Origin of the sequence: Paraburkholderia sp. GV068, from assembly GCF_003058125.1 — a bacterium.
GTDB lineage: Bacteria > Pseudomonadota > Gammaproteobacteria > Burkholderiales > Burkholderiaceae > Paraburkholderia > Paraburkholderia graminis.
Genome location: NZ_QBUB01000009.1, coordinates 127,017 through 152,904 on the forward strand (window position 1 = coordinate 127,017; position 25,888 = coordinate 152,904).

Annotated in this window: 21 protein-coding genes; 6 read left to right on the forward strand and 15 right to left on the reverse strand. The window is 64.2% G+C overall.

What is annotated here, in order from left to right; translation table 11 throughout:
* Positions 1-4: 4 nt before the first annotated feature.
* Positions 5-1,171, forward strand: a complete 1,167-nt coding sequence (gene dinB / locus C8K18_RS19390) for a DNA polymerase IV (protein WP_107708911.1) — start codon at positions 5-7, stop codon at positions 1,169-1,171.
* Here the strand turns inward: dinB and C8K18_RS19395 are convergent.
* From C8K18_RS19395 to C8K18_RS19420, 6 genes are all read right to left on the reverse strand, one after another.
* Positions 1,138-2,628: a heavy metal sensor histidine kinase gene (locus C8K18_RS19395; protein WP_107708913.1), complete on the reverse strand. Its 1,491-nt coding sequence runs from the start codon at positions 2,626-2,628 to the stop codon at positions 1,138-1,140. The two genes, dinB and C8K18_RS19395, sit on opposite strands and share 34 nt — an antisense overlap.
* Complete coding sequence (locus C8K18_RS19400; RefSeq protein ID WP_006049300.1) at positions 2,625-3,329, reverse strand: heavy metal response regulator transcription factor; 705 nt, start codon at positions 3,327-3,329, stop codon at positions 2,625-2,627. Before C8K18_RS19400 ends, C8K18_RS19395 begins: the two co-directional genes overlap by 4 nt.
* Positions 3,326-4,834, reverse strand: coding sequence for an efflux transporter outer membrane subunit (locus tag C8K18_RS19405; RefSeq protein WP_107709081.1), 1,509 nt, complete (start codon positions 4,832-4,834; stop codon positions 3,326-3,328). The genes C8K18_RS19400 and C8K18_RS19405 overlap by 4 nt, the downstream gene beginning before the upstream one ends.
* 50 nt (positions 4,835-4,884) lie before the next feature.
* On the reverse strand, positions 4,885-6,108 hold the full coding sequence (locus tag C8K18_RS19410; protein ID WP_006049298.1) for an efflux RND transporter periplasmic adaptor subunit: 1,224 nt from the start codon (positions 6,106-6,108) through the stop codon (positions 4,885-4,887).
* 88 nt (positions 6,109-6,196) lie between these two features.
* A complete protein-coding gene (locus C8K18_RS19415) occupies positions 6,197-9,400 on the reverse strand; it encodes an efflux RND transporter permease subunit (RefSeq protein ID WP_006049297.1) in 3,204 nt (1,067 codons plus the stop codon).
* Between the two features lie 235 nt (positions 9,401-9,635).
* Positions 9,636-10,070, reverse strand: a complete 435-nt coding sequence (locus C8K18_RS19420; protein ID WP_029966336.1) for a VOC family protein — start codon at positions 10,068-10,070, stop codon at positions 9,636-9,638.
* Between the two features lie 128 nt (positions 10,071-10,198).
* Between C8K18_RS19420 and C8K18_RS19425 the strand changes: the two genes are divergently transcribed.
* Positions 10,199-11,074 carry a LysR family transcriptional regulator gene (locus tag C8K18_RS19425; RefSeq protein ID WP_006049295.1) on the forward strand — a complete coding sequence of 292 codons (876 nt, stop codon included), beginning with the start codon at positions 10,199-10,201 and terminating at the stop codon, positions 11,072-11,074.
* 118 nt (positions 11,075-11,192) lie between these two features.
* Complete coding sequence (locus C8K18_RS19430) at positions 11,193-11,828, forward strand: LysE family translocator (RefSeq protein WP_107708915.1); 636 nt, start codon at positions 11,193-11,195, stop codon at positions 11,826-11,828.
* Between the two features lie 6 nt (positions 11,829-11,834).
* On the opposite strand, the gene C8K18_RS19435 is transcribed toward C8K18_RS19430, so the two are convergent.
* The 4 genes from C8K18_RS19435 to C8K18_RS19450 all read right to left on the reverse strand — a co-directional run bounded on the left by C8K18_RS19435 (position 11,835) and on the right by C8K18_RS19450 (position 16,694).
* On the reverse strand, positions 11,835-13,532 hold the full coding sequence (locus C8K18_RS19435; RefSeq protein WP_107708917.1) for a SulP family inorganic anion transporter: 1,698 nt from the start codon (positions 13,530-13,532) through the stop codon (positions 11,835-11,837).
* Between the two features lie 495 nt (positions 13,533-14,027).
* On the reverse strand, positions 14,028-15,230 hold the full coding sequence (locus C8K18_RS19440; protein ID WP_107708918.1) for a DUF2252 domain-containing protein: 1,203 nt from the start codon (positions 15,228-15,230) through the stop codon (positions 14,028-14,030).
* Positions 15,231-15,272: 42 nt separating this feature from the next.
* Complete coding sequence (gene ftrA, locus C8K18_RS19445) at positions 15,273-16,235, reverse strand: transcriptional regulator FtrA (protein ID WP_006049291.1); 963 nt, start codon at positions 16,233-16,235, stop codon at positions 15,273-15,275.
* 51 nt (positions 16,236-16,286) lie between these two features.
* Positions 16,287-16,694: a rhodanese-like domain-containing protein gene (locus tag C8K18_RS19450; RefSeq protein WP_107708920.1), complete on the reverse strand. Its 408-nt coding sequence runs from the start codon at positions 16,692-16,694 to the stop codon at positions 16,287-16,289.
* 356 nt (positions 16,695-17,050) lie between these two features.
* Here C8K18_RS19450 and ald point away from each other — a divergent pair, with 356 nt between their 5' ends.
* Positions 17,051-18,169, forward strand: coding sequence for an alanine dehydrogenase (gene ald / locus C8K18_RS19455; protein WP_006049289.1), 1,119 nt, complete (start codon positions 17,051-17,053; stop codon positions 18,167-18,169).
* 196 nt (positions 18,170-18,365) lie between these two features.
* Here ald and C8K18_RS19460 read toward each other — a convergent pair whose 3' ends face one another.
* Positions 18,366-19,676, reverse strand: a complete 1,311-nt coding sequence (locus C8K18_RS19460; RefSeq protein WP_044020996.1) for an MFS transporter — start codon at positions 19,674-19,676, stop codon at positions 18,366-18,368.
* A 241-nt stretch (positions 19,677-19,917) separates the two neighbouring features.
* Here C8K18_RS19460 and C8K18_RS19465 point away from each other — a divergent pair, with 241 nt between their 5' ends.
* Together C8K18_RS19465 and C8K18_RS19470 are read left to right on the forward strand one after the other, a co-directional pair.
* Positions 19,918-21,996, forward strand: a complete 2,079-nt coding sequence (locus C8K18_RS19465; protein WP_053859503.1) for a bifunctional diguanylate cyclase/phosphodiesterase — start codon at positions 19,918-19,920, stop codon at positions 21,994-21,996.
* A gap of 82 nt (positions 21,997-22,078) precedes the next feature.
* On the forward strand, positions 22,079-22,885 hold the full coding sequence (locus C8K18_RS19470; RefSeq protein WP_107708922.1) for a hypothetical protein: 807 nt from the start codon (positions 22,079-22,081) through the stop codon (positions 22,883-22,885).
* Positions 22,886-22,912: 27 nt separating this feature from the next.
* Here C8K18_RS19470 and C8K18_RS19475 read toward each other — a convergent pair whose 3' ends face one another.
* The 4 genes from C8K18_RS19475 to dapA form a co-directional block, all read right to left on the reverse strand.
* Positions 22,913-23,356: a polymer-forming cytoskeletal protein gene (locus C8K18_RS19475; RefSeq protein ID WP_006049285.1), complete on the reverse strand. Its 444-nt coding sequence runs from the start codon at positions 23,354-23,356 to the stop codon at positions 22,913-22,915.
* 49 nt (positions 23,357-23,405) lie between these two features.
* A complete protein-coding gene (locus C8K18_RS19480; RefSeq protein ID WP_107708924.1) occupies positions 23,406-23,783 on the reverse strand; it encodes a hypothetical protein in 378 nt (125 codons plus the stop codon).
* Positions 23,776-24,786: a M23 family metallopeptidase gene (locus tag C8K18_RS19485; RefSeq protein ID WP_107709083.1), complete on the reverse strand. Its 1,011-nt coding sequence runs from the start codon at positions 24,784-24,786 to the stop codon at positions 23,776-23,778. Before C8K18_RS19485 ends, C8K18_RS19480 begins: the two co-directional genes overlap by 8 nt.
* Positions 24,787-25,022: 236 nt before the next feature.
* Positions 25,023-25,886: a 4-hydroxy-tetrahydrodipicolinate synthase gene (gene dapA / locus C8K18_RS19490; RefSeq protein ID WP_053859506.1), complete on the reverse strand. Its 864-nt coding sequence runs from the start codon at positions 25,884-25,886 to the stop codon at positions 25,023-25,025.
* Positions 25,887-25,888 lie beyond the last annotated feature (2 nt).

Here is a 25,888-nt window from a genome sequence, read left to right on the forward strand (position 1 = left end):
CTCCATGAGTTCAGCAAGCCGCCGTATCGCGCATCTCGACATGGACGCGTTCTATGCGTCCGTTGAGCTATTGCGCTATCCGGAATTGCGCGGCAAGGCGGTCGTGATAGGCGGCGGCCGCAACAGCGCGCCTGAAACGCTCGAAGACGGCAGCCGCCGTTTTGCGAAGCTGCGCGATTACGCGGGGCGCGGCGTGGTCACCACGTCCACTTACGAAGCGCGCGCGCTCGGCGTATTTTCCGCGATGGGCATGATGAAGGCGGCCGTGCTCGCGCCCGACGCGATCCTGCTGCCCACCGACTTCGACTCCTACCGTCATTACTCGCGGCTCTTCAAGGCCGCAGTAGCGACGTTCACGGATCGCATCGAAGATCGCGGCATCGACGAAATCTATATCGATCTCACGGAACTGCCGGGCGAGCCGCGCGACATCGCCGCGCGCATCAAGCAGGCGGTCAATGAAGCCACCGGCCTCACGTGCTCGATCTGCGTGGCGCCGAACAAGCTGCTCGCGAAGATCGGCTCGGAGCTCGACAAGCCCGACGGCCTCACGATTCTCACGCCCGAAGACGTGCCGCTGCGCGTGTGGCCGCTGCCTGTGCGCAAGGTCAACGGCATTGGCCCGAAGGCGGCGGAAAAACTGACGGCGCTCGGCATCGCCACGGTCGGCGATCTGGCGGCCGCGGACGCGGGCCTGTTGCAGGATCACTTCGGGCACAGCTACTCGGCGTGGCTCACGCGCGTCGTGCGAGGCGAGGACGAGCGGCCGGTCGTGGTCGAATCGGAACCGAAGTCGATGAGCCGCGAAACCACCTTCGAGCGCGATCTGCATCCGCGTCACGATCGGCCCGCGCTGTCCAGTTCGTTCACCGGCTTATGCGTGCGGGTCGCGGAAGACCTCGTGCGCAAGGGCTATGTCGGCAAAACGGTCGGCATCAAACTGCGCTACGACGATTTCCGCACGGTCACGCGCGACCTGACGCTCGAGACGCCCACCGCCGACGCCGCGGAAATACGCCGCGCGGCCACCGAATGTCTGCGCCGCGTCGAGTTGAACCGCAAGCTGCGCCTGCTCGGCGTGCGCGTGAGCGCACTGAGCCTCGCGAGCGCGCAGCCGCCGCAGCGGCGTCTGCCGGTTCAGGCGGACTTGCCCTTCACGAGCGACGAATAGGAAGCCGGCGAGGAAGCCGGCGCCGATGTACCGCCCGCGTTCGCCGCGGCATTGGCCGTCACGTTCGCACGCGCGGGCGGCGTGACGCTTTCCACATGCGACGCCGCAATCGAAAACGCAAACGTGTTGACGCCGTTCGCGCTCTGCACCGACACGCTGCCGCGATGCATCTCCGCAATCGCCTTCACGATCGCGAGACCGAGGCCGTGATTCTCGCGACTATTCGTGCGCGACGCTTCCACGCGATAAAAACGGTCGAACAGATGTTCGAGCACCGCAGGCTCGATCGGCTCGCCGGGATTCGCGACTTCGATCCGCACCTGCTCCCCCTCGCGCACGATCCTGACGCCGATCGCGGCGCCCGGCTGGCAGTGTTGAATCGCGTTCATCAACAGATTCGTGCAGGCGCGGCCGAACAGCGAGCGGTTCACCTGCGCGACCGCATCGCCATCGAGGCGCGCATGCACGCGAGCCTCTTCCAGCGGAATCTCGAGAAACTCCAGCGTATGCGCGACTTCGGCCGCGAGCGACACTTCCATGAGACCGGTCGCGCGCTCGCCCTGATCGGCGCGCGCGAGAAACAGCATGTCGTTGATGATCGCGCGCATGCGTTCGAATTCCTCGAGATTCGATTGCAGCGTGTGACGCAGATCGTCGACGGAACGATTGCGCGTCAATGCGACTTCGGTCTGACCGATCAGAATGGTCACGGGCGTGCGCAACTCGTGCGCGACGTCCGCATTGAACGACTCGAGCCGGCAATAGGCGCCGTCGAGCCGCTCCAGCGCGCCGTTAAACGAATTCGCGAGGTCGTTCAACTCGTGCGGCAACGAGGCTGTATTCAACCGTTGCGAGCGATTGTTCGGACTGACGGCGGACGCATCGCGCGTGAGACGCGTCAACGGCGCGAGGCCGATACGTGTGACCGAGTAACTGAGTAGAAGCACCGCGAGACTGCCGAGCGCCGACAGCGCGGCGAGCGCGAAGCCGAACACGCGCATCGTGCGAATGTTCGGCAAGTAGCTCGATGCGACCTGCAACTGCATCGGCGGACGCGTCGAATAGCCGGGAATGGAGACGGTGGTGGTGAGCATGTCGTCGCCGCCGCCCGCCGGTTTGACGCGCGCGTAGCCGCCGGGCCAGCTCTTCACGATTGTCCCTTCGATCGGTTTGCCGTAGTTGTAGGACGGCTCGATGCTCGTGACCGCGTACACGGTGCTGCGGTCATGCGGCGTCATGTCGGTGAGCTTTTCGCGCGACATGCGCCATTTGTCAGGCGTCATCCCGTGATTGCAGATCAGCCGCGCGATTTGCGCGCGGTCGTCGAGCGACTCGCGCAAATGGCTTTCGAGCTGCGAGCGCAACACCGCAAAAAGCCCCGCGCCGATGACCGTAAATACGAACAGCGCGACGAGCGCGAACATCAGGGCGAGGCGTCGCGCGATGGAACGGTTCATGACGGCTCCCCGTCTTCGTGCAGTTCGCGCGCTTCGCGCACTTCGAGTACATAGCCCATGCCGCGCACGGTATGCAGCAGCTTCGACGGAAACGGGCCGTCGAGCTTCGCGCGCAAGCGCTTGATCGCCGTCTCGACCACATTGGTATGACTGTCGAAGTTGACGTCCCACACAAGCTCGGTGATGGCCGTCTTCGACAGAATATCGCCTTGTCTGCGGGCTAAAACGCTCAGTAGCTGGAATTCCTTCGCGGTCAGATCGAGCCGTACGCCGTCACGCGTTGCGCGCCGCCCGATCAGATCGACGAACAGATCGCCGACCGAAATCAGCGTGGATTCCTGCGAACGCGTGCGGCGCGCCAACGCATGCAGACGCTCGACGAGTTCGAGAAAAGAGAATGGCTTGGTGAGGTAGTCGTCCGCGCCTTCGCGCAAACCGCGCACGCGGTCGTTCACGTGATCGCGCGCGGTCAGCATGATGACCGGCGTCGACTTGCGCATGCGCAGCGCCTTCAGCACGCTGAAGCCGTCGCGCTTGGGCAGCATGACGTCGAGCACGATCACGTCGTAATCGAATTCGGTGGCCAGATACGTGCCCTCTTCGCCGTCGAGCGCGACGTCCACGACCCAGCCCTGCTCCGTCAAGCCGGAGCGCAGATAGTCCACGACCTTGTGCTCGTCTTCAACGATCAGCAACTTCATGCGCGTCCCCTAGTGTCTGCATTATACGAAACGCCCTGCATTGCCTGTTCAGCGTGCTTGCTCGCTTGTTGCGCGGCGCCCGCGTCCGCGCCCGCGAGCGCGGGGTCCGCGTCCCAGCCGCCGCCCAGCGCCTTCACGAGCGCGACGGACAACGTCATCTGCTGCCCGCGAATCTGCGCGTCCTGGCGCTTGCTGTTGAGCAGCGACTGCTGCGCGGTGATCACGTTCAGATACGCGACGAGGCCGCCGGAATAGCGGTCGTTCGCGAGCCCGAGCAGGCGCTCCGAGTCCGCGACCGCTTCTTCCGATTGCTTCGCCGCGCCGTCGAGCACGGCAAGACCCGTGATGCCGTCCTGCACCTGCTGGAACGCGTTGAGCACCGTCTGCCGATAGTTGGCCTCGGTCGCCTTGTAGCCTTCGCTCGCGAACTGCACGTTGGCCGCGCGCCGGCCGCCGTCGAACAGCACCTGGCCCGCAGCGGCGCCGAGCGTCCACATCAGCGTCGGCGCGCTCAGCAGACTCGCGAACTGCGTGCTTTCCCAACCGATGCCCGGCGTCAGCGTGAGGCTCGGAAAAAACGCGGCTTTAGCGACGCCGATCTGCGCATTGGCCGCCGCCATCGCGCGCTCGGCGGAGGCGATATCGGGCCGGCGTTGCAGCAGATCGCTCGGCACGCCGAGCGCGATGGCCGGCACCGGATAGCTCAACACTTTCGGTTCGATGGCGAATTGCGGCGCGGGCACGCCGACGAGCGCCGCAATCGCGTGCTCGTATTGCGCGCGCTGGTTCAACAGCAATTGCGCCTGCACACGCGTGGTATCGAGCAGCGACTTCTGCTGCAATACGTCGAGGCCCGACACTGCGCCGAGGTCGTGTTCGGCGTTCACGTAGTCGAGCGCTTTCTGTTGAAGCTTCACCGATTGATTCAGCACGTCGATCTCGGTGTCGAGTTCGCGCAGCGAGAAGTAATCGGTCGCGACCTCGGTGGTCAGCACGAGCCGCGCGTTGGCGAGATCGTCCGCCGACTGTTCCGCGGATGCCGCCGCGCCTTCCACCTGACGACGTATGCGGCCGAACAGGTCCGTGTCGTAGTTGATCGTCGGGCCGAGTTGCAGATTGTTTTGCACCGTCGACATGGTCGGCAGCGCGTAGTTGGTGCGCGGCCTGTCCGCCGAAATGCGAAAGCGCGACGCGGATGCCGCGAGGTCCACTTCGGGAACCTGCTGCGCGCGCGTATTGGCCAACGTCGCTTTGGCCTGCTCATAGTGCGCGCTGGCGGCGACGAGCGTCTGGTTCTGCGCGAGCGCCTGCGTTTCGAGCGAGGCGAGCGTGGCGTCGCGATAGACGTTCCACCAGTCCGGATCCATCGGCGCATGCGAAGGCGTCGCGACGCGCCAGTATGAATCCGTGTTCCATGCAGGCGGCACCTCGGCCTGCGGGCGCTTGTAGTCCGGTCCAACGGTACAGGCAGCGAGCATGACCGCGCTCGCCGCAACAGCCGTCATCGCCCCCGCGGCTGCAAAACCGCTCACTGCGCGGCTCGCGCGTTGCGGCTTCACGACGCCTCCTTCCCGCTCTTTTGCGGCTGCGCGATCTCAACATGATCGCCGTCCGCAATCGAATCGCTCGGGTTGATGACGACTCTATCGTTCCCGTCGATGCCGCTTTCTATCTCGAGCGTCTGGCCGAGATCCTGCGCGATCACGATCTTGCGCAACTGCACGTTGCCCTTCGCATCGACCACGGCAAGGCGCGGACCTTCGGCGCGAAACAGCAATGCATTGCCAGGCACCATCCATTCCGCGCGCGCCACCGAAGGCAGCGCGACCTGCACATACGCGCCCGGACGCAGCGTGTTGTCCGGATTCGGCAACGTCACCTCGACTTGCAGCGAGCGAGTGGGCACGTCGATCGCGCCGGAAATGTGCGTGACGCTGCCATGAAACTGCTGACCGGGCAGTTCGGCCTGCGTGACCACCACCTTCTGTCCGACCGATACGTTCTGCGCATACGCCTGCGGCAATTGCACATAGACGCGCAGCGGGTCCGACTGCGCAAGCGCGAACAACGCGCGGCTCGTGCCGCTGCCGGCGTCGATCAGATCGCCGACATCGACATTGCGCTGCGTGACCACACCGGCAAACGGCGCGACGATCCGTTTGAAGGATTCGAGCTGACGCAAGCGCTGCACGTTCGCATCGGCGGCGGCGAGGTTGGCGACGCTCTGCGCGTACGTGCTTTGCCGCTCGTCGAGTTCCTGCTGCGAGACCGCATCGCGTTGACGAAGCTGCTGCCAGCGTTCGAGCGAGCTCTTTGCAAGCGCGAGGCTCGAACTGATCTGCTGACGCTGCGCCGAGGCCTGCGCAAGCTCCTGATCGATCTCGGGCGTATCGAGTTCCGCGAGCAATTGGCCCTGCTTCACGCGCGTGCCGATGTCCGCATACCAGCGCAGCAGATAGCCGGTCGAGCGCGCATAGATCGGCGATTCGACGCTGCCGCGCAGCGTGCCCGGCAAGGTCGTCGCGCCGCCGCTTTCGGCCGGCGTCGGGCTCACAACGTTCACGTATTGCGTGGCGTTCTGCTTCGTCGTCTGCTCGACGGCGCGGTTTTGCATCAGGTTCGCGATCACCGTGCGCAACGCGCCGAGCGCGAGCAACGCGAGCACGATGAAGATGGCGATCTTCGCGCGCTTCCATTCGCGATTACGCGGCGGCAATGCGTGGCCGCTTTCCGTCTCGCGCGACGGAATCGCCAGCGATGCATGAGTTTTTTCGGTCATCTCAGTTGGCCATCTCGGTTAGCTAGCTCCGTGAGTTGAGTAGCCGGTTTCTTGACGTTTTCCACGATTCGCTGTTCACGCTCAGGCTTTAGGCCGGCTCGCCGGCACTACCGCTTTCGCCTGCGCTGTTGCCGTCGTCTTCATGGTCGTTGCGATGACGACGCGCGAGGCGCGTATGAATGCCCGCGAACACGAGCGGCACGAAAAACAGCGTGGACACCGTTGCAAACAGCAATCCGCCGATCACCGCGCGGCCGAGCGGCGCGTTCTGCTCGGCGCCTTCGCCGAGACCGAGCGCCATCGGAATCATGCCGATGATCATCGCGAACGCCGTCATCAGCACCGGACGAATGCGGCTCGCTCCCGCTTCGAGCGCGGCGGTCAGCGGCGGCGCGCCGGCGGACAGGCGCTGACGCGCGAACGCGACCATCAGAATACTGTTGGCGGTGGCGACGCCCATCGTCATGATCGCACCGGTCAGCGCCGGCACACTCAGATGCGTGCCCGTCAGAAACAGCATCCATACGATGCCGGCCAGCGCCGCGGGCAAAGCGCTCACGATGATGAGCGGATCGACCCACGACTGGAAATTCACCACGATCAGCAGATAGACGAGCACGATCGCCATCGCCACGCCGAGGCCGAGACCCAGGTACGAAGTGCGCATCGTTTGTACCTGGCCGCGCACGGTGATCTGACTGCCGCGCGGCAGCGTCGCGCGCGCTTTCTCGACGAGCTTGTCGACCTGATTCGCGACGCTGCCCAGGTCGCGCTTGTCGACGCTCACATACAGATCGATCACGGGCCGGATGTTGTAATGCGTGACGACCGCGAACTGGTTTTGCGGCGATACGCGCACCAGATTGCCGAGCAGTTGCGTCGGTCCCGTTGACGATGCCGAGACCGGCGTGCGCAACAGATCGTCGATGGAAGAAATGCGGTACTGCGGCGTTTGCACCGCCACGTTGTATTCGACGCCGTTGCGGTCGTTGTACCAGAAGCCCGGCGACGTCTGCGAGCTTCCCGATAGCGAAACGAGCAGGTTTTGCGCGACATTGCTCGCGGTGAGATTGAGCTGCTGCAAACGCGTGCGGTCCATTTGCAGGTTGATCGCGGGTTCGTCGAGCTTTTGCTGAATGTGCGTGTCCACCGTGCCGGGAATCAGGCGCACTTCTTTCAACAGCTTGCGCGCGACGTCGAAATTGCCTTGCTGGTCCGCGCCGGCAATCTGCACGTCGACGGCCGCGGGCAAGCCGAAGTTGAGAATCTGCGTGACGATGTCGGCGGGCTGGAAGAAAAACTCGACGCCCGGAAAACGCTGCGGCAGCATCGCGCGCAGTTTGTCCACGTAGACTTGCGTCGGCTCGTGGCCTTCCTTCAACGCGATCTGGATTTCGCCGTCGAGCGTGCCGATTGTCCCTGCATTGCTATATGAAAGATTGATACCGCTATACGGCAGGCCGAGATTATCGAGGATGGTGCCGAGTTCGTTCGCGGGCACCACTTCGCGGATCACCTTCTCGACTTCGTCGGCAAGACGCGCGGTTTCCTCGATGCGCGTGCCGGTCGGCGCGCGCATATGCAGGCGGATATTGCCCGCGTCGACGCTCGGGAAAAAGTCTTCGCCGAGCACGAATGCGAGTCCCATCGAGACCACGCAGAAGCCGAGAAATATGCTGCCGAAGCGGCGGCGGCGCACGAGCAGGCTGCTGAGAATCACAATGTACGCGGCGCGCATGCGCTCGAAGCCGTTGTCGAAACGCCGGTAAATGCGCTGAAAAAGACCGGGTTTTGCAGCGGCTTTCGGTTTGTGCGCGTGGCCCATCAGCAGCATGGCAAGCGTCGGCACGAGCGTGCGCGACAGAATGTACGACGCCAGCATCGCGAACACAACGGCTTCAGCGAGCGGCACGAACAGGTAGCGCGCCACGCCGGTGAGGAAGAACATCGGCACGAACACGATGCAGATGCACAGCGTGGAGACGAGCGCGGGAATCGCGATTTCGCCGGCGCCTTCGAGAATCGCATCGTGCAGATTGGTGCCCATATGCAGATGCCGTTCGATATTTTCGATCGTCACCGTCGCATCGTCGACGAGAATGCCCACCGCGAGCGCGAGGCCGCCAAGCGTCATGATGTTGATGGTCTGCCCGAGCGCATGCAGTGCGATCAGCGACGAGAGAATCGACAGAGGAATCGAAATCGCGATGATGCAGGTGCTGCGCCAGTTGCCGAGGAACAAGAGAATCATCGCGGCCGTGAGCGCGGCCGCCACCACCGCTTCGTGCACCACGCCCTGCACCGCCGCCTTCACGAATACCGACTGGTCGAACAGCGCCGTGATGTTCAGGTCCGGCGGCAATGCCGCGCGCGCCGCCGGCAGTAAACCGTGCAACGTATTGACGATCGACAGCGTCGACGCACTGCCGTTTTTCAGCACCGAAATCAGCACGCCGCGATGACCGTCTTGCCGCACGATATTCGTTTGCGGCGAGAAACCGTCGCGCACGTGAGCGACTTCTCGCAGATAAGTCGTCGCGCCGTTCACCGTGCGCACCGGAATGTCGTTGAGACCTTCCAGCGTCGACGGCGAGCCGTTCATGTTGATCGTGTATTCCTTCGGTCCGATCTTTGCCGTGCCGGTCGGCAGAATCAGGTTTTGCGCGTTGAACGCGCTGACCACATCGAGCGGCGTCAGACCTTTGGCGAGCAATGCGCGCGTATTGAGGTCGACGGAAATCAGCCGCGATTTGCCGCCATACGGATAAGGCACGGCCGCGCCGGGAATCGTCACGAGTTGCGGCCGCAGGAAGTTCAGCGCGGTATCGTTGAGTTGCTGCTCGGAGAGCTTCGTGCTCGACAGGCCGAGTTGAATCACCGGAATGCTGGACGCCGAGTAGCTGATCACGAGCGGCGGCGTCGCGCCCGGCGGCATCTGCTTGAGCTGCGCCTGCTCGACGGCCACGGTCTGCGCGATGGCGGTCTGGATGTTCGCATTCGGCTGCAGAAACACCTTGAGGATCGTGATGCCCGCGAGCGAATTCGACTCGATATGCTCGATGTCGTTGACGGTCGTCGTGAGACTGCGCTCGTTCACCGAGGCGATGCGGTGCGCCATGTCCTCCGCGGACAAGCCGTTGTATGTCCAGATGATGCTGACGACCGGGATGTTGATTTCCGGCAGCACGTCGACCGGCGTGGTGAACAGCACAAAAGGCGTCGCCAGCACAATCAGAATGGCCATCACGATGAACGTGTATGGCCGCTTAAGCGCAACGTTGACAATCCACATGAAACGCGCCTGAAGAAGTGCAGGTCACTGCGGCTGAGCAGCGGGAGGTGGGCGAACTGGCGCTTATGCTAGATCGCCTGGACCAACACCTGCATGGCGCCAAAATGGCGGAATTGTCAGGAAGCTTATCGTAAGGAAAAAGCGTTGACGGGCGGCCCTTTTGCAAAATCAGGCCGCACTTATATTTCAGTTTGCCTACGCGCTCTTCCTGTTTTTACTCGCGCGCTCTACTGCTCTACTTGGCGAACAGCGACGACATATCGGCGAACGCCTTGAATTCGAGCGCATTGCCCGACGGATCGAGGAAGAACATCGTGGCCTGTTCGCCGACTTCGCCCTTGAAGCGCACATGCGGCTCGATGATGAAGTCGATGCCCGCCGCTTGCAGCTTGTCCGCGGCGGCCTGCCATTGCTCCATCGAAAGCACGGCGCCGAAGTGACGCACCGGCACCGCGTCGCCGTCGACCTTGCTCGTCTGGCGATGTCCCGCTTCTTCCGGCGCGAGATGCGCGACGATCTGGTGCCCGTAGAAATTGAAATCGACCCATTGATCCGAGCTGCGGCCTTCGGGGCAACCCAGCAATTCGCCATAGAACTCGCGGGCGGCGGCGATGCTATGGACGGGAAACGCCAGATGGAACGGCGGCAAGGTGGTGTGCGTAACGCTCATGATGTGGAACTCGCTGTAGATGATGCGATGGACGATGGAGATTGACCCGTCAAGTTTAACCACAAGCAAAAGTGATCGGAAACGATATATATTTGAGCTGACCATCACCAGGATCGATCAGTCGAGACATGCTTGCTGAACTTAGAACCTTGATCGCCGTTAGCCAGTACGGCACGTTTTCCGCCGCGGGCGCGCGGATCGGGCTCACGCAGTCGGCTGTCAGCGCGCAGATGCAGCGGCTCGAAGAGGAACTCGGGTTTGCTCTGTTCGACCGCACGGGCCGCTCCGCGATACTCAACGACGCGGGCCGCGAAACGCTCACGCTCGCCGAGGAAATCATCGCGCTCTATGCGCGGCTTTCCGAACGCGGCGCGGTCGCGGCGGAGAGCGGCATGCTGCGCGTGGGCGCGATTGCATCGGCGCAAGTGTCGTTTCTCGCGGACGCGCTCGCGCGTTTTCGCGACGACCGTCCGGGCTGGCGCATTCGTGTCGTGCCCGGCGTATCGCTGAATCTGCTCGGCCAGGTGGACTCGGGCGAACTGGATCTCGCCGTCATCATCAAGCCGCCGTTTGCGCTGCCTTCGGAACTCGAATGGCGCACGCTCGTCACCGAGCCGTTTGTGCTGCTCGTGCCCAAAGCGCTCGCGCGCGGCAAGCGCGGGTGGCGCGAACTGCTCAAGAGCGAGCCGTTTATCCGCTACGACCGCAGTTCGTTCGGCGGGCGGCTCGTCGACCGTTTTCTGCGGCGTTCGCGGCTGAACGTGCACGACGTACTCGAACTGGACGAGTTGCAGGCGATCGCGCAGATGGTCGCGCGCGGCATCGGCATCGCGCTGATTCCCGATACGGCGGGACTCGGCAAGTGGCCTGCGGGCGTCGCCGCGTTGTCGCTCGAAGACGCGACGTTTCATCGCGAGATCGGGCTCGTGCAGCGTCCGCGGCATAGCCGGCAAGCGGTGGCGGATGCACTCGCCGATTGCATCGGGAATGCGGCGCAGGGATAACAACCGCGCGCGGCTCATGCCCGATTGTGCCGATCAGCGCTTCATCAACTGTATCTGTGCGGTCGATGCAGCAGCGCGCAAAATCGTGATTCCTCTGGCCGCCCGCGAGTCTTAACTGATGACGCCCACCGCTTTCCTCACCGCCGATGTCCTGATCGCCTACAGCGCGTACTTCGTCGGCACCGCAAGCCCTGGTCCGAGCAATCTCGCGATCATGTCGCTTGCGATGAGCGCGGGCCGCCGTTCGGCGCTCACGTTTGCGCTCGGCGTGGTGTCCGGATCGTTCTTCTGGGCGCTGCTGGCGTCGCTCGGTTTGTCGGCGTTGCTCGCCACGTATTCGGAATGCCTCGTCGCGATCAAGATTGCGGGCGGCGTCTATCTGCTTTGGCTCGGCTTCAAGTCGGCGCGCTCCGCGTTGGCGCCCGCCGCGTTGCCCGCTGGCGACGCGCGACAGAACGAACCGCTCAAGCGGCTCTATCTGCGCGGCCTGTTGCTGCATCTCACCAATCCGAAAGCGATTCTCGTGTGGATGTCGATCGTTTCGCTCGCGATGTCGCCGACGGGCGGCGCGCATACCGCGCCGGTCGTGCTCGGCTGCATGGCTATCGGCGTGTCGGTGTTCAGCAGCTATGCGCTGCTGTTTTCGACGGCATCCGCGCGGCGCGTGTATCTGGCGATCCGGCGCTGGCTCGACGGCTCGCTCGCGATCATGTTCGGCATTGCAGGCTTCAAACTGCTGACGTCGAAAAGCTGAGGCGCGTTATTTGTCGGCGGGCTCTTCAACGCCTGCCGCGCGCAGCGCTTCATGCAAGGTGCCGAAAATGCAGCTTGCGTCGACAATCGGCGTGATGCCGTGCCGATCCATGTCGGAGCGCAAATAGCGGTTCACGCGCGCAAAAATCACGTGGATGCCGCTACGCTTTAACGCAGTGCATAGCTCGCCGACCGAGCGCGCCGCCGAATAATCGAGGTCGGTAATTGCGCTTGCATCGATCACGAACCAGCGCACCTTCGTCGGCGCATGGTCGATCAGGCGCCGCGTATCGTCGACGAAAAAGTGGTCGTTCGCATAGAACAGGTCGGCGCCGAAGCGATAAACGATCAGTCCCGGCGCGGTCTGTCTGCCGGGAACCGCGGGCACCGGCACCCACATGCCGTCGTCGCCGGGCTCGAGAATCATCGTATGCGGACGGTAACTATGGCGCACGTGCCGCAAGAGCGACACGGCGACCGCAATCAGAATGCCGTGCTCGACGCCGATCAGCACGACGGCCGCAGCCGTGAACACCGCGAGCGCGAATTCGCCCGGACTTTCGCGGCGAATCGCAAACAGCGTCTTGAGATCCACGAGTCCGACGGCGATCGTGAATACGATGCTGGCGAGAATGCAGCGCGGCAAATACTGCAAAAACCGGCTGAAAAACAGCAGCACCACGACGACCACCGCGGCGAACACGATCTGCGCAAACTGGCTGCGTGTGCCGGCGCGATCGGCCATCGCCGTCTGCGTCGGGCTGCCGTTCACGACGAACGCGCCTGAAAATGCTGCGGCTGCGTTGGCCGCCGCGATGCCCAAAAGATCCGCGTTCGTGTCGGCCACCTGATGATGCCGCTCGGCAAATACGCGGCTCGCCGCCGCGCTTTGCGCGACGATCATCACGAAGCAGGAAGCGGCGACCGGCACCAGATCGAGCGTCTGTTGCCATGTCACGGACGGCATGCGAAGCGGCGGCAGCCCGCCCGCGACCGGGCCGAGCACCGCGATGCCGTGCGCGGCGAAACCGTACACATCGCTCGCGACGATTCCCCCGACGACGGCGATCAACGGCATCGGCACGCGCGGCCGCATGCGTTTGAAAAACAGCACGGACGCGACGACCAGCACCGAAACGGCCAGCGTCGGCCTGTTCAGTTGCGCCCACTCGCGCACGACGAGAAGCAGTTGATCCACGCTGCGCGACGCGTGACCGGGCAAGCCGAGCATATCGCCCAGCATCGCAATGCCGACCTGCACGCCGACGCCCGCCAAAAAGCCGACCAGCACCGTGCGCGACAGGAAATCGGCGAGAAAGCCGAGCCGGAAAATGCGCGCGACGAACAGGAGCGCGGCGGTCAGCAATGCGACCATCGCGGCGAGCGACGCGTATTCCGCGCTCGAAACGGGCGCCATGGTCGCGAGGCGGCTTGCGAAGATGGTGGCGGTAGCGGAATCGGCGGCGACGACGAGTTGCCGCGACGCGCCGAAGAACGCGAACGCGATAAGCGGCAGAAAGACGGTGTAAAGCCCGGTAACGGCAGGCATGCCGGCAATGCGCGCATAGCCGAGCACTTGAGGAATATCCATCGACGCAAGCTGGACGCCCGCGAGCGTGTCGCGCATCGCCGCCGCGCGGTTCAATGGAAGCACGCCCTTGAGCACGCCCGCGCGCGCCGTCCAATTCGCCAGAAAATCTCGCATACGCGATGCCGCCCCAGAGCCAGGTTATCGCGCATCGTGCCGCGACCCGGCACTGGAAAGCAAGGCCCGTGGACAAATTGCCAACGGCTAATGCTAATAGCTAGTAGAAAACAGCTAATGGCTAACCCGGCCGGCAACGGAACTCACTTGCCGGCTTTGCTCGAACCCGCGACGTTGAAAATCAACGCTTGAAGTGACCTGTCCGCGGATCGACATGCCGCGCGAAACCGAAAAGCGCCGCAATGCAGATTGGACAGGCGATGAAGAAAACGGCCAACATCTCGCACCCCGTAACCATTTTTTGTTAGTACAAGTCTACGCGATAAGCCGGTGAATTAAATGAGGGAAAACAGCAAATCACTGTTGCCGACTATTACACCATTGTCAGGTAGCGGCGCATTTTAGGCCCTGAAATAGGGCATAAAAAGCGACGAACATGGCATGGGCTGATGAGCGGGCAAGCGTTTGTTTGAAACCGCAAACGTTTCCGCCGCACTACCCTTTGAACGCGCCGCGATCGTAAGCCTCGCAATACGCTTTCCAGTCCGCCGCGACTTGCGCCGCGCATTGCGTCGCGAGTTCGATCAACGGCGCCTGCCAGTCGGTGCGATTGCCGAACGCGATCAACTCATCCGCAATTGACGACTTCTGCCGCCCGCCGCTGCGCAAATGCGCCCATGCGCTCAGTTCCGCCATGCTGACGACGACGCCCTCCAGCCTCGGCAGTTTGCCGTCCCAGTCCTTCAACGCGACGCGGTCTTCCGAAGGCTGCAAACTGCGCAGCACGTACGAGCGCCGATTGAAATCGACCGCGTGCAGAAACGCCTGCGACACCGCCTGATTGCGCCGCTGAATCTCGACGACGCGCTCCGCCTCGCTTCGCCATGCGGGCTGCGGCGTGCGCATATGCGGTACGACTGAAGAAGGCAGCGCTTCTTTAAGGTCGATCAGATAGTTGCCGTCCGGCGAGCCCTTGCCTTCGACGAGAATCACATAACGGTCCACGCCGAGGCTTCCTGTACCCGCGATCCGGCGTGCGACGTCGAGCACGCGATAAAAGCCCGGATCGGTCTCGCCCGCAGCGAACCGCTGCATGAACTGCGTGATTGCGGCACGTCGCTCATCGCTCACGGGCAGCGCTTTCTTGCCGTCCACCTTGAGCGTGCGCGTCTTGCCCTTGAGCGTCGTGCGGCGGTCCAGATGCGCGGCGCGCGTGCGGCTCGCCAATCCATCGAACAGATCGCGCACCATGCCGGACGATGTCTCGCGTTCGACCCAGCGCGCCTTGCCGAGCGCGAGCGCCGCGCCATATGCGTGAACGGCCGTATGACACAGCGCGAGCGCCTGCGCGCGGCTCAGCTTGAGGTCGGCCGCGCCGACCAGCACGCTCGTCAGCAAACGCACGAGTTCGTACAGATTCGGCGCGAGGCACGCTTCATCAAAGTCGTTGTTGTCGAAATAGACGAGGCGGTTATCCGCTTTGTAGCTGCCGAAATTTTCGAGGTGCATGTCGCCGCAAATCCAGACGGGCGGTGCATCGTCGAGTAACGCCTGTCGCGGCAGGCGCTCATAAAACAGATGACATGTACCGCGCAAAAACACGAAAGGCGAAGCACACATCGCCTTGTATTTCATGGCCAGCCGTTCGGGATCGCGCCCGGCGTTAAAGCGCGCGATAGTCTCTGCGATGTCGATCATCTGGTTTCCTTGCAAGCGGCGTGGCGTGCAGTCCTCGCGCACCTACGCCGTCGGCGCGCCGAACTTCTTACGATACGCTCCGGGACTCGTCAGCGCGATGCGCCTGAAGTGCCGGCGCAGCGATTCCTCGGAACCGAAGCCGGCGAGTTCCGCGACGCGCGCCATCGGCAGCGCGCCCTGCGCTTCGAGCAACTCACGCGCGATGGCGACGCGCTCGCGCACCAGCCATTCGTACGGGGCCATCCCCGTCGCGTCATGAAACTGGCGTTGCAGCGTGCGCGGACTCATCGCCGCGCGTTCGGCGAGCGAGCGCAGCGTGTGCGGCAACGCGGGATGACCGCGCACCCAGTCCATCAGCCGCGTGAGGCGTCCGCTTTCGTCGTGCGGCACCGGGCGCGGCACGAATTGCGCCTGGCCGCCCTCGCGATGCGGCGCGACCACGAGCCGCTGCGCGACCCGGTTCGCGACCGCGCTGCCATGATCGCGCCGCACGAGATGCAGCAACATGTCGAGCCCCGCCGCCGATCCCGCCGACGTGATGATCTGCTTCTCGTCGACATAGAGCGCGTCCGGCTGCACGCGCAGATGCGGATAGCGCTCCTGCAATTTCGCGGCATAACGCCAGTGCGTCGTGACGGTCTTGCCGTCGAGCACGCCCGCGGCGGCCAGAACGAACACGCCAGAACAGATCGAACACAGGCGCGCGCCGCGACGATGCGCGGCGCGGATCTTCTTGAGCAACGGCTCAGGCGGCAGTTCATCCACATGACGCCAGCCGGGTATCACGATGGTGTCGGCGCGATCCAATAGCCTCAGCGTGTACGGCGCGGCGATCGTGATGCCGCCCGCCGCGCGGATCGGACCGGGCTCCGCTGCGCAGACCGCGAAGCGATACCAGTCCACGCCGAGTTCCGGGCGTTCGAGCGCGAACAGTTCGGTCACGCAGCCGAATTCGAAGGTGCAAAGCCGGTCATAGGCCAGCGCGACGACAAGATGATTGTGCATGGCGTGATGTTACCGCTCCGCCCGCGAACGCGGCTGCTTCAATGCGCGCTTTCAGGCGGCCGCGGCCGCATTCAGTTCGAAGCCCTCGTCGAGCCAGCCGGTCACGCCGCCGATCATGACTTTTACCGGACGCCCGAGTTGCGCGAGCCGCATCGCACCACGCGTCGCGCCGTTGCAATGCGGGCCCGCGCAGTAGGTCACGAACAACGTCTCGGGCGGATAGCCGGCGAGCTTCGACGCCACGATCTTGCCGTGCGGCAAATTCAGCGCGCCGGGCACGTGGCCGCGCGCGAACAACGCGGGACTGCGGACGTCGAGCAACACGAAGTCGGCGGCGTTCGGGCCGTGTGCCATCGCCGAGTGCACATCGGCACAATCGGTTTCGAAGGCGAGCGACGCGCTGTAATGCGCGAACGCAGCGGCGCTGTCGGCGGCGGGTATGGCGGATACTTCGGACATGTCTGGCTCCTTCGCGTGTTTGAATGGAGACGATTATCCTGGTGTGGTCCATCAGGCGACAGTGGCCATATCGACAACTTCCGGCAACATCACGCCACGGCCATTGCATCACGGTTCGTCGGTTGGACGTGCCGCGTCCGATCAGCTTGCAACCTCCGCTGTGATCGCTGGCGAACTGATCGCGGCTCCGGCTCTCGATCTAATTGCGTGCACGGCTCCTACAAAAACTCGGGGCAGCCACGCTTTGCGATCAAGCGTATGCTGGGTTCCACTTCTATATATAAGAGACCTACTCGTCCCGTGCCGCAGTGCACGAACGAGTCGTTCAGCGGGCTGTTCCGCAACTGGAGGATGACATGCTGGTTGGCGTACCCAAGGAAATAAAGAACCACGAATATCGGGTGGGACTGACGCCGTCGTCGGTCCGCGAAATGGTGGCGCACGGTCACACCGTTACGGTCGAGCAAGGCGCGGGAAGCGGCATCGGCGCGTCGGACGCCGTCTATGAAAAAGCCGGCGCGACGATCGTCCCGCGCGCGGAAGATGTATTCGCCGCGGCCGAGATGATCGTCAAGGTGAAGGAGCCGCAAGCCGGCGAGCGCGCCATGCTTCGCGAAGGCCAGATTCTTTTCACGTACCTGCACCTCGCGCCCGACCCGCAACAATGCGCCGATCTGATCAGGAGCAAGGCCGTCTGCATCGCCTATGAAACGGTCACGCAGGCCGCCGGCGGCTTGCCGCTCCTTGCGCCGATGTCCGAAGTCGCCGGCCGCATGTCGATCCAGGCGGGCGCGTATTGCCTCGAGCGCGCGCATGGCGGCAAGGGCATCCTGCTGGGCGGCGTCGCGGGCGTGCCGTCGGCGAAAATCGTGATTCTGGGCGCGGGCGTGGTCGGCTCGAATGCGGCGCAGATCGCGGTGGGAACGGGCGCGCAGGTCGTCGTGATCGACCGCAATCTCGACGCGCTGCGGCGCATCGACCGGCTGCTCGGCGCGCGCGTCATGACGGTGTTTTCGAACCAGGACAACGTCGAAAAGCATGTTCTCGAAGCCGATCTCGTGATCGGCGGCGTGCTGATCCCCGGCGCGGCCGCGCCGAAACTCGTGACCAAGGCGATGGTTGAAGCGATGCAGCCCGGCTCCGCAATCGTCGACGTCGCCATCGATCAAGGCGGCTGCTGCGAGACCGCGAGGCCGACCACGCACGCGGACCCGACGTACATGGTCGGCGACGTGGTTCACTACTGCGTCGCCAACATGCCGGGCGGTGTGCCGCGCACGTCGACCTACGCGCTGAACAACGCGACGCTGCCTTTCGCGCTGCAGATCGCCGACAAGGGCTGGCGCAAGGCGTTGCAGGACAACGCGCATCTGCGCAATGGCCTGAACGTCGCGTTTGGCAAGGTGACGTGCAAGGAAGTGGCCGAGGCACTCGACTACACGTGGGAAGCGCCGGAATCCGTCATGACGATGTGAGGCGGCGGCTGAGGGCTGCTGCCGGCGGCTTAGCATGACGCCGGCAGCGGTTGAATTGCTCCGTGGCTCTCGTTGCCGATACCGCCGGCAACGGGAGCGGCTCGCTCGCCGCGGCGCGCGATGTCACGACGCCGCGTCAAACACGCGTGATCTAACATAAACACGCGGCTGTGCGCCATCACGGTCCATCTACCGCTTACTCGACATGCACCTTCACATGCTCCGGCCGCCCCGCTGCATAACCGAACCACGCCGCCACCACGCAAACACCCGCGCACAGCGCAGCCAGGCTGTACAGCGAGCCGGTTGCATGCAACAGCGATCCGGCGATGAACGGTCCGCATGACGCGATCAGATAGCCGATTCCCTGCGCCATGCTCGACAGTTGCGCGGCGACATGCGAGTCGTACGAACGCAATCCGATGACGGTCAGCGCGAGCGTGAACGACGCGCCCTGCGCGATGCCGAGCAGTAACGCGAACATCCACATGATCGGGAAAGGCCCGAAGAAGCAGCCCATCAGACCGAGGCCGGTCAACAGCAGCGCAGCCACGTTCACCACGCGCTGATCCCGCAGACGCACAAGCAGGAACGGCAGCAGCAACGACGCCACCGCCTGCGTGACGACGCTCAGCGAGAGCATGAACCCGGCATCGACAGCGCTCATGCCGCGCGTGCGAAGCACCGTCGGCAGCCAGCCGAACACGATATACGCCAGCGACGATTGCGAACCCATGAACAGCGTGACCTTCCACGCGAGCGGATCGCGCCACAAGCCGCGCACGACGTGCACGCGTCTTCCCGCATGCACGGCTTTGGCAGGCAGATTCACGCCCCACACGAGCGTAGCCAGTGCCACAGGCAACGACCACAGCGCCAATGCCCACGCCCACGCGTTGCCGCCCGCGCCGTCGAACAGATGCGCGATGGCATTGGCCGCCGGCACCGTGGTAGCGGCTGCCGCAGCGGCGCCCGCGCACATCGCGGCGCTGTAGACGCCGGTCATCAGCGCGACGTGGTGCGGGAAATCGCGCTTGACCACGCCCGGTATCAGCACATTCATCAAGCCGATCGCAAAGCAGGCCACGATCTGGCCGACATACAGCACCTGCCATGCGGGAACCACACGCAATGCGGTGCCGATAGTCAGCAGCATCAACAAAGCCAGCAACGCGCGTTCGCTGCCGAGGCGCCGCACGAGCATCGGTGCAAGCGGGCCGAACAGACCGAAGCATAACGACGGCAACGTGGTCAGCACGCTTGCGCCGGTGCGCGACAGGTTCGTCGCCCGCACTGCTTCGAGCAGTATCGGACCGACGCTCGTGATCGGCGTGCGCAGCGAAAAAGCGATCAGCGCGAGGCTCGCGGCAAGCGCGATGCTGCGAGCGCGCGAATCGTGCGGAGCGGCGTCGGCGACCGGCCGCGCGGTGCCACGGCGTTCAGTCGATGCAGTTGCAGCGTCTGCCGCCGCACGCTGGGAATGATCGGAAGGGTTGGGGGCGGTCATCAATGAGGCGGTTGTGGGGTTGCCTGCCATTGTATTCGGCAAAGCGCTGGGCAGCGGGCATCCGGCATCCGGCATCCGCCATACCGCAGATAAGGCATTAGGTATCGACGCGCGACGGCGCCCGGCAGCGCACGCGCAAGGCCGGGCGCGGCAATCGCTAACATATTGAAAATTAATTAAATAAACGCGCCGAATGGTCGATAACTAGTTCAGCCGCTTTTCCATCGCGGTTGGACTTCACATGCAGAGCTCATACAATCCCTGGCTGGTGGCAATGTCGTTTGTCGTGGCGACGCTTTCGTCGTACACGGCACTCGATCTGACCGCCCGCATCTTCGTGCTGGCGTCGCCGCGGCTGCGGCACGTCTGGCGTATGGGCGGCGCGGCGGCGCTCGGCGTCGGCATCTGGTCGATGCACTTCGTGGCCATGCTCGCGTTTTCCCTACCGATTCCGCTCGGCTACGATTTCGCGGAGACCGCTTATTCGCTCGCGCTCGCCATCGGCGCGTCATATCTGGCGCTCTGTCTGACCACGCGCGCGCGGCTGACGGTCGCGCGCCTGATCGGAGGCGGCGCGTTCATGGGCCTCGGCATCGCCGGCATGCACTATAGCGGCATGGCCGCCTTGCGCATGTCGCCCGCCATTAGCTATCGGCCCGTGTGGTTCGCCGCCTCGCTCGCGATAGCGATCGGCGCGTCCACGGCGGCGCTGTGGATGGCGCGCGCCCTCAGCAACGACGACGAACAGTATGTACTGCGCAAACGCTGCGGCGCGGCGCTCGTGATGGCGATTGCGATCAGCGGCATGCACTACGCCGCGATGGCCGCCGCCGACTTCGCGCCGGGCGCGATCTGCGGCGCGGCGGCCGGGGTGAATGCCGCGTGGCTCGCGACGTCGGTGATTCTTTTCACGTTCGCGATTCTCGTCGTGACGTTGCTGCTGTCGCGTTTCGACGCGCGCACGAGTTTCCTCGTCGGCGCGTTGTCGAAGCTCAACGGACAGATCGTGCGCCTTGCCACGCTCGACACGCTGACGGGCCTGCCGAACCGCGCCACGCTGACCGAGCGCATTGAGCGGGCGATTCATGCGGCGCGCCGTCAACGGTCGCTGTTCGCGATCCTCTTCATGGATCTCGACGGCTTCAAGACGATCAACGATTCGCTCGGCCACTCAGCCGGCGATCAGGTGCTGTCCGCGTTCGCGCAGCGTCTGCTCGTTTGCGTGCGCGCGGGCGATACGGTCGCGCGCCTCGGCGGCGACGAATTCGTCGTGCTGTCCGAGAACCTGGCGTCGCGCGACGACGCCGCCACGCTCGCGGAAGGCGTGCTCGAACGCATGCGGCACGATACGTGGGCCGATTCGCAGCCGCTGCAGGTGATGCCGAGCATCGGCATTGCGTTGTTTCCCGAGGACGGCGATACCGTCGACACGCTGCTCAAGCACGCGGACGCCGCGATGTACGAAGCGAAGCGCGCCGGGCGCAGCACGTATCGGTTCTTCGAACGGAGCATGAACGAAGCGGCGATGCGCACGCTGCAGATTCAGAACGCGTTGCGCGATGCGCTTGCCGAACATCATTTCACGCTGCATTTCCAGCCGAAATTCGACGGCAGCAGCGAGTCGCTCGCGGGCGCGGAAGCGCTGATCCGCTTGCACGATCCGCAACTCGGCACGCTCGCGCCGCTCGAATTTATTCCGATCGCCGAACGTTCGGGGCAGATCGTGCAGATCGGCTACTGGGTATTGCGCGAGGCATGCCGGCAAATCAGGCGCTGGATCGCGCAAGGGCTGCCGCCGATCAAGGTGGCCATCAATCTGTCGCCGCGCCAGTTATTGCAGGCCGATCTCGTGCCGACCATGCTCGAGATCGTGAAGACGGAAGGCGTGAAGTGCGATCAGATCATGTTCGAGATCACCGAAACGGTCGCGATGCAGGACGCGCCCCGCACCATCGACATGCTTCGCGAGTTCCAGGCAAGCGGCTTTGAAATCGCCATCGACGATTTCGGCACCGGTTATTCGAGCCTCGCGTATCTGCAGCGTTTTCGCGTGAAGCAACTGAAGATCGACCGCTTCTTCACCAACGGTCTCGACGCGCATGGCCCGGAAGGCAGCGCGATCGTTTCGGCGATCATCGCGCTTGCGCATTCGCTGGAAATGGATGTGGTCGCGGAAGGCGTCGAAACCGAGTCGCAAATGCACATGTTGAAGGCGATGCGCTGCGATGAAATGCAAGGCTTCCTGCTCGGCAAGCCGTTGACCGGCGAAGCCTTCGGCGATCTGCTGCGAGGACGGACGATGACCGCCGACGCCTGCTGATTCGACACGCGGGGAATGCGCGTGAAATGCGTAGCCCGATCCGACGATAAACAATAAAAGCTGCACAGGTGCTGGAGACTTCATGAGATTCGACGTAGCGACGTTTACCGCGTTGTGGCTAATCACGTTTCTGTGCTGCGCACTGATCGCTACCGTGCTTGCGCGGATGTTCGCGCAAGTGAGCGCGTTCCGCTTCTGGGCCGCCGCTTTTTATCTGCTCGCGACCGCTTCCGCATGCTTCGCGTTGCATCTGACATGGCGTACGGATCTGCTGCTCTTTGCAACCGCGGCGCTCGCGCTGCAAAGCCGCATCCTGCTCTGGGCCGGCACGCGTAAACTGTTCGGTGTCCCGGTTTCGTGGTGCACGGCGATTGTCGTGATCGGCGCATTCTGCGTGTTGTATGGCGGGGCGTTGTTGCTCAAGCTGCCCATGCTGCCGCGCGCCGTTCTGCTCGCGCTGTTCTTTGCGCCCTATCGCGCCGCCACGCTCTATGAGGTATGCCGCCGACGTCGTCCGCAACTCGGTCTTGCGCGGACCATCGTCGCGATCGGCGCCGCTATCGCGACGCTCAGTGCCATCGTGCCGCTCATGCTGGTGCTGCTCGACCGCGCGAATCTCGCGTTGCTGCTCGGCAATCCGCAGACCACGTCGGCGGTCTACGCGGTCGTGTTCGCGGGCGACGTGCTGCTCGCGAGCGGCCTCATGGTGCTGGCGTTCAGGCTGCTGATTCTCGAACGCGACATGCTCGCGACGCTCGATCGCAGCGCCAGTCAACGGCTCGCCGTCGTGCGAAATATGCGGGGCATGACGGGCTCGAATGCGGCTCACGATTATCTGACGGGCGCCGACGAACCCGCGCAACGCTGCCCGCTGCCAGGCGCGGTATGAACTTCAGTGCCTTATTGCAGCACGTTATTACGCTTCGTTGAGCGCCATCGAGTTCGATTCGCGTCCGGCGTCGAGCATCGACGTGAGCGGTGTCGGCGCATTGCCTCCGTCGCGCCGCGTGAGCTTGCCGTCCACCGACGCGCCGCAATCCATGCGCAATTGCTGATAGTAGATGTTGCCCGTCACATGCGCGTTGGCCTGCAACTCGACGAAGTGATCCGCTATCACGTCGCCGACAATCTTGCCGTTGACGACCACGTCGTAGCCATGCACGTTGCCTTCGATCGAACCGCGGTCGCTCAGCACGAGCAGCGTCTGGCCGCCGGGCTCGCCGCTGACATTGCCCTTCACGTGGCCGTCGAGACGCAGGCCGTTGGTGAACTGAAGATCGCCGACGATGCGCACGTCGTGTGCAATCAAGGTGGCAAGCTTGGTTTGCTGAATGCCTGCGGCTTTTTTCTTGCTGAACATACGGACTCCGGAAAAAAATGGGTGACGCGAATCACGCGCGGCGGCGCGCCTAGCGTCGCGGCGCTGCCCTGCTCTGGCCGCGCAGGAACTGCAACTGGTCGTTGAGCCGCGCGACTTCCGCAGCGGCGCTGTCCGCTGTTTTCTGCACCGACGCGCGCGCGGCCGACTCTTGCGCCAACGCGAGGCGCGCACGAGCCAGTTCGGTCTCCTCGGCGCTTTTATCGGCAGGAACCGGCAGGCATTGCCTGAGCGGCAGACCGGCGCGCCACGCGTCGGCGGCGATCACCGCGGCCGCGCCGGCCAGCGCGCTCAGCCCGCAGACAAGCGTCCACACGACGATGCGAACGCGCAGCGGGCGTACGGGCGCGAGTGCATAAGCGCCATGCGCCACACGGCTTGCGTCGCGGGAAAGAAATCGGTCAGCCATGAGAAGGAGGCGCGAAAAGCGCGAGATAAGCCGCGGGATCGACGGGCGCGCCGTTGACCAGCACTTCGAAATGCAGATGCGGGCCGGTCGAGCGTCCGGTCGAGCCGACATCGGCAATGTATTGGCGCGGCAGCACGAGGTCGCCGACATGCACGACGATGCGCGACGCGTGGCCGTAACGGGTCATCAATCCGTTGCCGTGATCGATCTCGACGGCATTGCCATAACCCGACTTCTCGCCTGCGAAGACCACCCGGCCACCCGCGGCGGCGAGAATCGGCGTGCCTGTTTTCGCGACCAGATCGAGGCCCGGATGAAAACTCAGCCGATGTGTGAAGGGATCGGTGCGGTTGCCGAACGGCGAACCGAAACGCGCGCCGTCGGCGGGCATGCGGCCGGGGAACGCGGCGTACGCGACCGCGTGTGCCGCCGTCTGCTGCTCGAGCGCGCCGAGCGTCGCGGCGATGCAATCGAGCTGCTCGCCGGTGCGCTCGGCGTCGAGGCGCGCGCCGAGGTATCGCGGCGCGTCGACGCAGCGTCGTGGCGGCAACGAAGGGCCGCCCTCGCCTTCGCTGTCGGTGGCCGATGAATCGCCGCTCGACGCGGGCAGCGTGGGAGAAGCGCCAGGCGAGGCGCCAGGCGAAGCGGCCGGCGAGGCAACGGGCGCGAGCGGCGCTGGGCGCGGCGTATTCAGACGGGTTTCGAAGTCACGCAACGCACCCACTTGCGCGGTGAGGCGCGCAATGCGCGGCTCAATCTGCGCGACCGACGCGTTGAGCTTGCCGAGCTGGTCGATTGCGTAATCGCGCTCGATGCGGTTCGCGCTTTGCATGCCGGAGACGCCGCGCGCGGACCAGTACTTGCCGATCGCAATGCCGGCCGCGAGCGCGAGCACGGCAGCGGCAAGCGCGGCGCCGAGCGCGAGCGCCGTCGCCGAACGGCGCGTGATCAGTCCCACGGAGCCGCTGGAGAGCCGGTCGCGCGCGCGGAACACGAACGCCATCAGCACGCTCCCCGGCGCGAGCGGCATGCAGCTCGCCGCGCACGGCGCGTGAGCGGCACATTCAGGACAAACACGAATCGGACGGACTCGACTGACTGCATGCGGCATCCGCCGGACGGATGCCGGCGGCGATAATCGATAGAGGGCGCCGATTATCGCCTCATCGCCGAAAGCAGCATCTCAAATATTAGGGGCGCATCTCGCTGCGCAGTTCGCCGCGCAGTTTGCCGCTCCGCTCACGCGCGCTCCAACGCGGCGAGACGCTGCGCCAGGATTTCGCTCGCGCGCGTCATCGGCAGGCGAACTTCGTCGCGGATCAGCCCTTGCAGCGCGAGCGATGCCTTCACCGGCGCAGGATTCGGTTCGGCGAACAACGCGTGAATCAACGGCACGAGCGTGTGAAAAATGCGCCGCGCTTCGTCGAGCGCGCCTGCCGCGAGCGCGCGATACAGCGCGACGAAGCGTTCCGTGCGCACATGCGCCGACGCCGCAATCGCGCCGCTGCCGCCCATGCACAGCGTGTTGAACATCTGCAGGTCTTCGCCCGCGAGCACCTGCAAGCGGCCGTCGCGAATCAGCGCGAGCGTGGTGTCGAGGGAACCGGCGCAATCCTTCACCGCCTCAATCCGCGGATGCCCGGCGAGCGCGAGCAATGTGTCGAGTTCAAGCCGCACGCCGGTTCGCTGGGGAATGTCGTACAGCACGACCGGCTTGTCGCTGGCATCGGCAAGCGCCATGAAATGACTGACGATGCCCGCCTGCGACGGCCTCACGTAATACGGCGCGGCCATCAGCACGCCGGCGATCGGCAGCGAATTTAGCTCTTGAATGCGCTCGCGCATGCTCGCGGTGTTGTTGCCCGATACGCCGACGACCACGGGCAACGGCGCATCCTGCGCCGCTTCCAGAATGGTCGCCAGCACCGCGTCCTGTTCCGCGGCGTCGAGCGCGGCTGGCTCGCCCGTCGTGCCGAGCGCCACAATCCCCGCGACATCCGCGTCGGCATAGCGGCGCACGAGCGCGCGCAACGCGGCGTGATCGACCGCGCCGTCGGCGAAAGGCGTGATCAGCGGAATCCAGATACCCGAAAAAATAGACATGT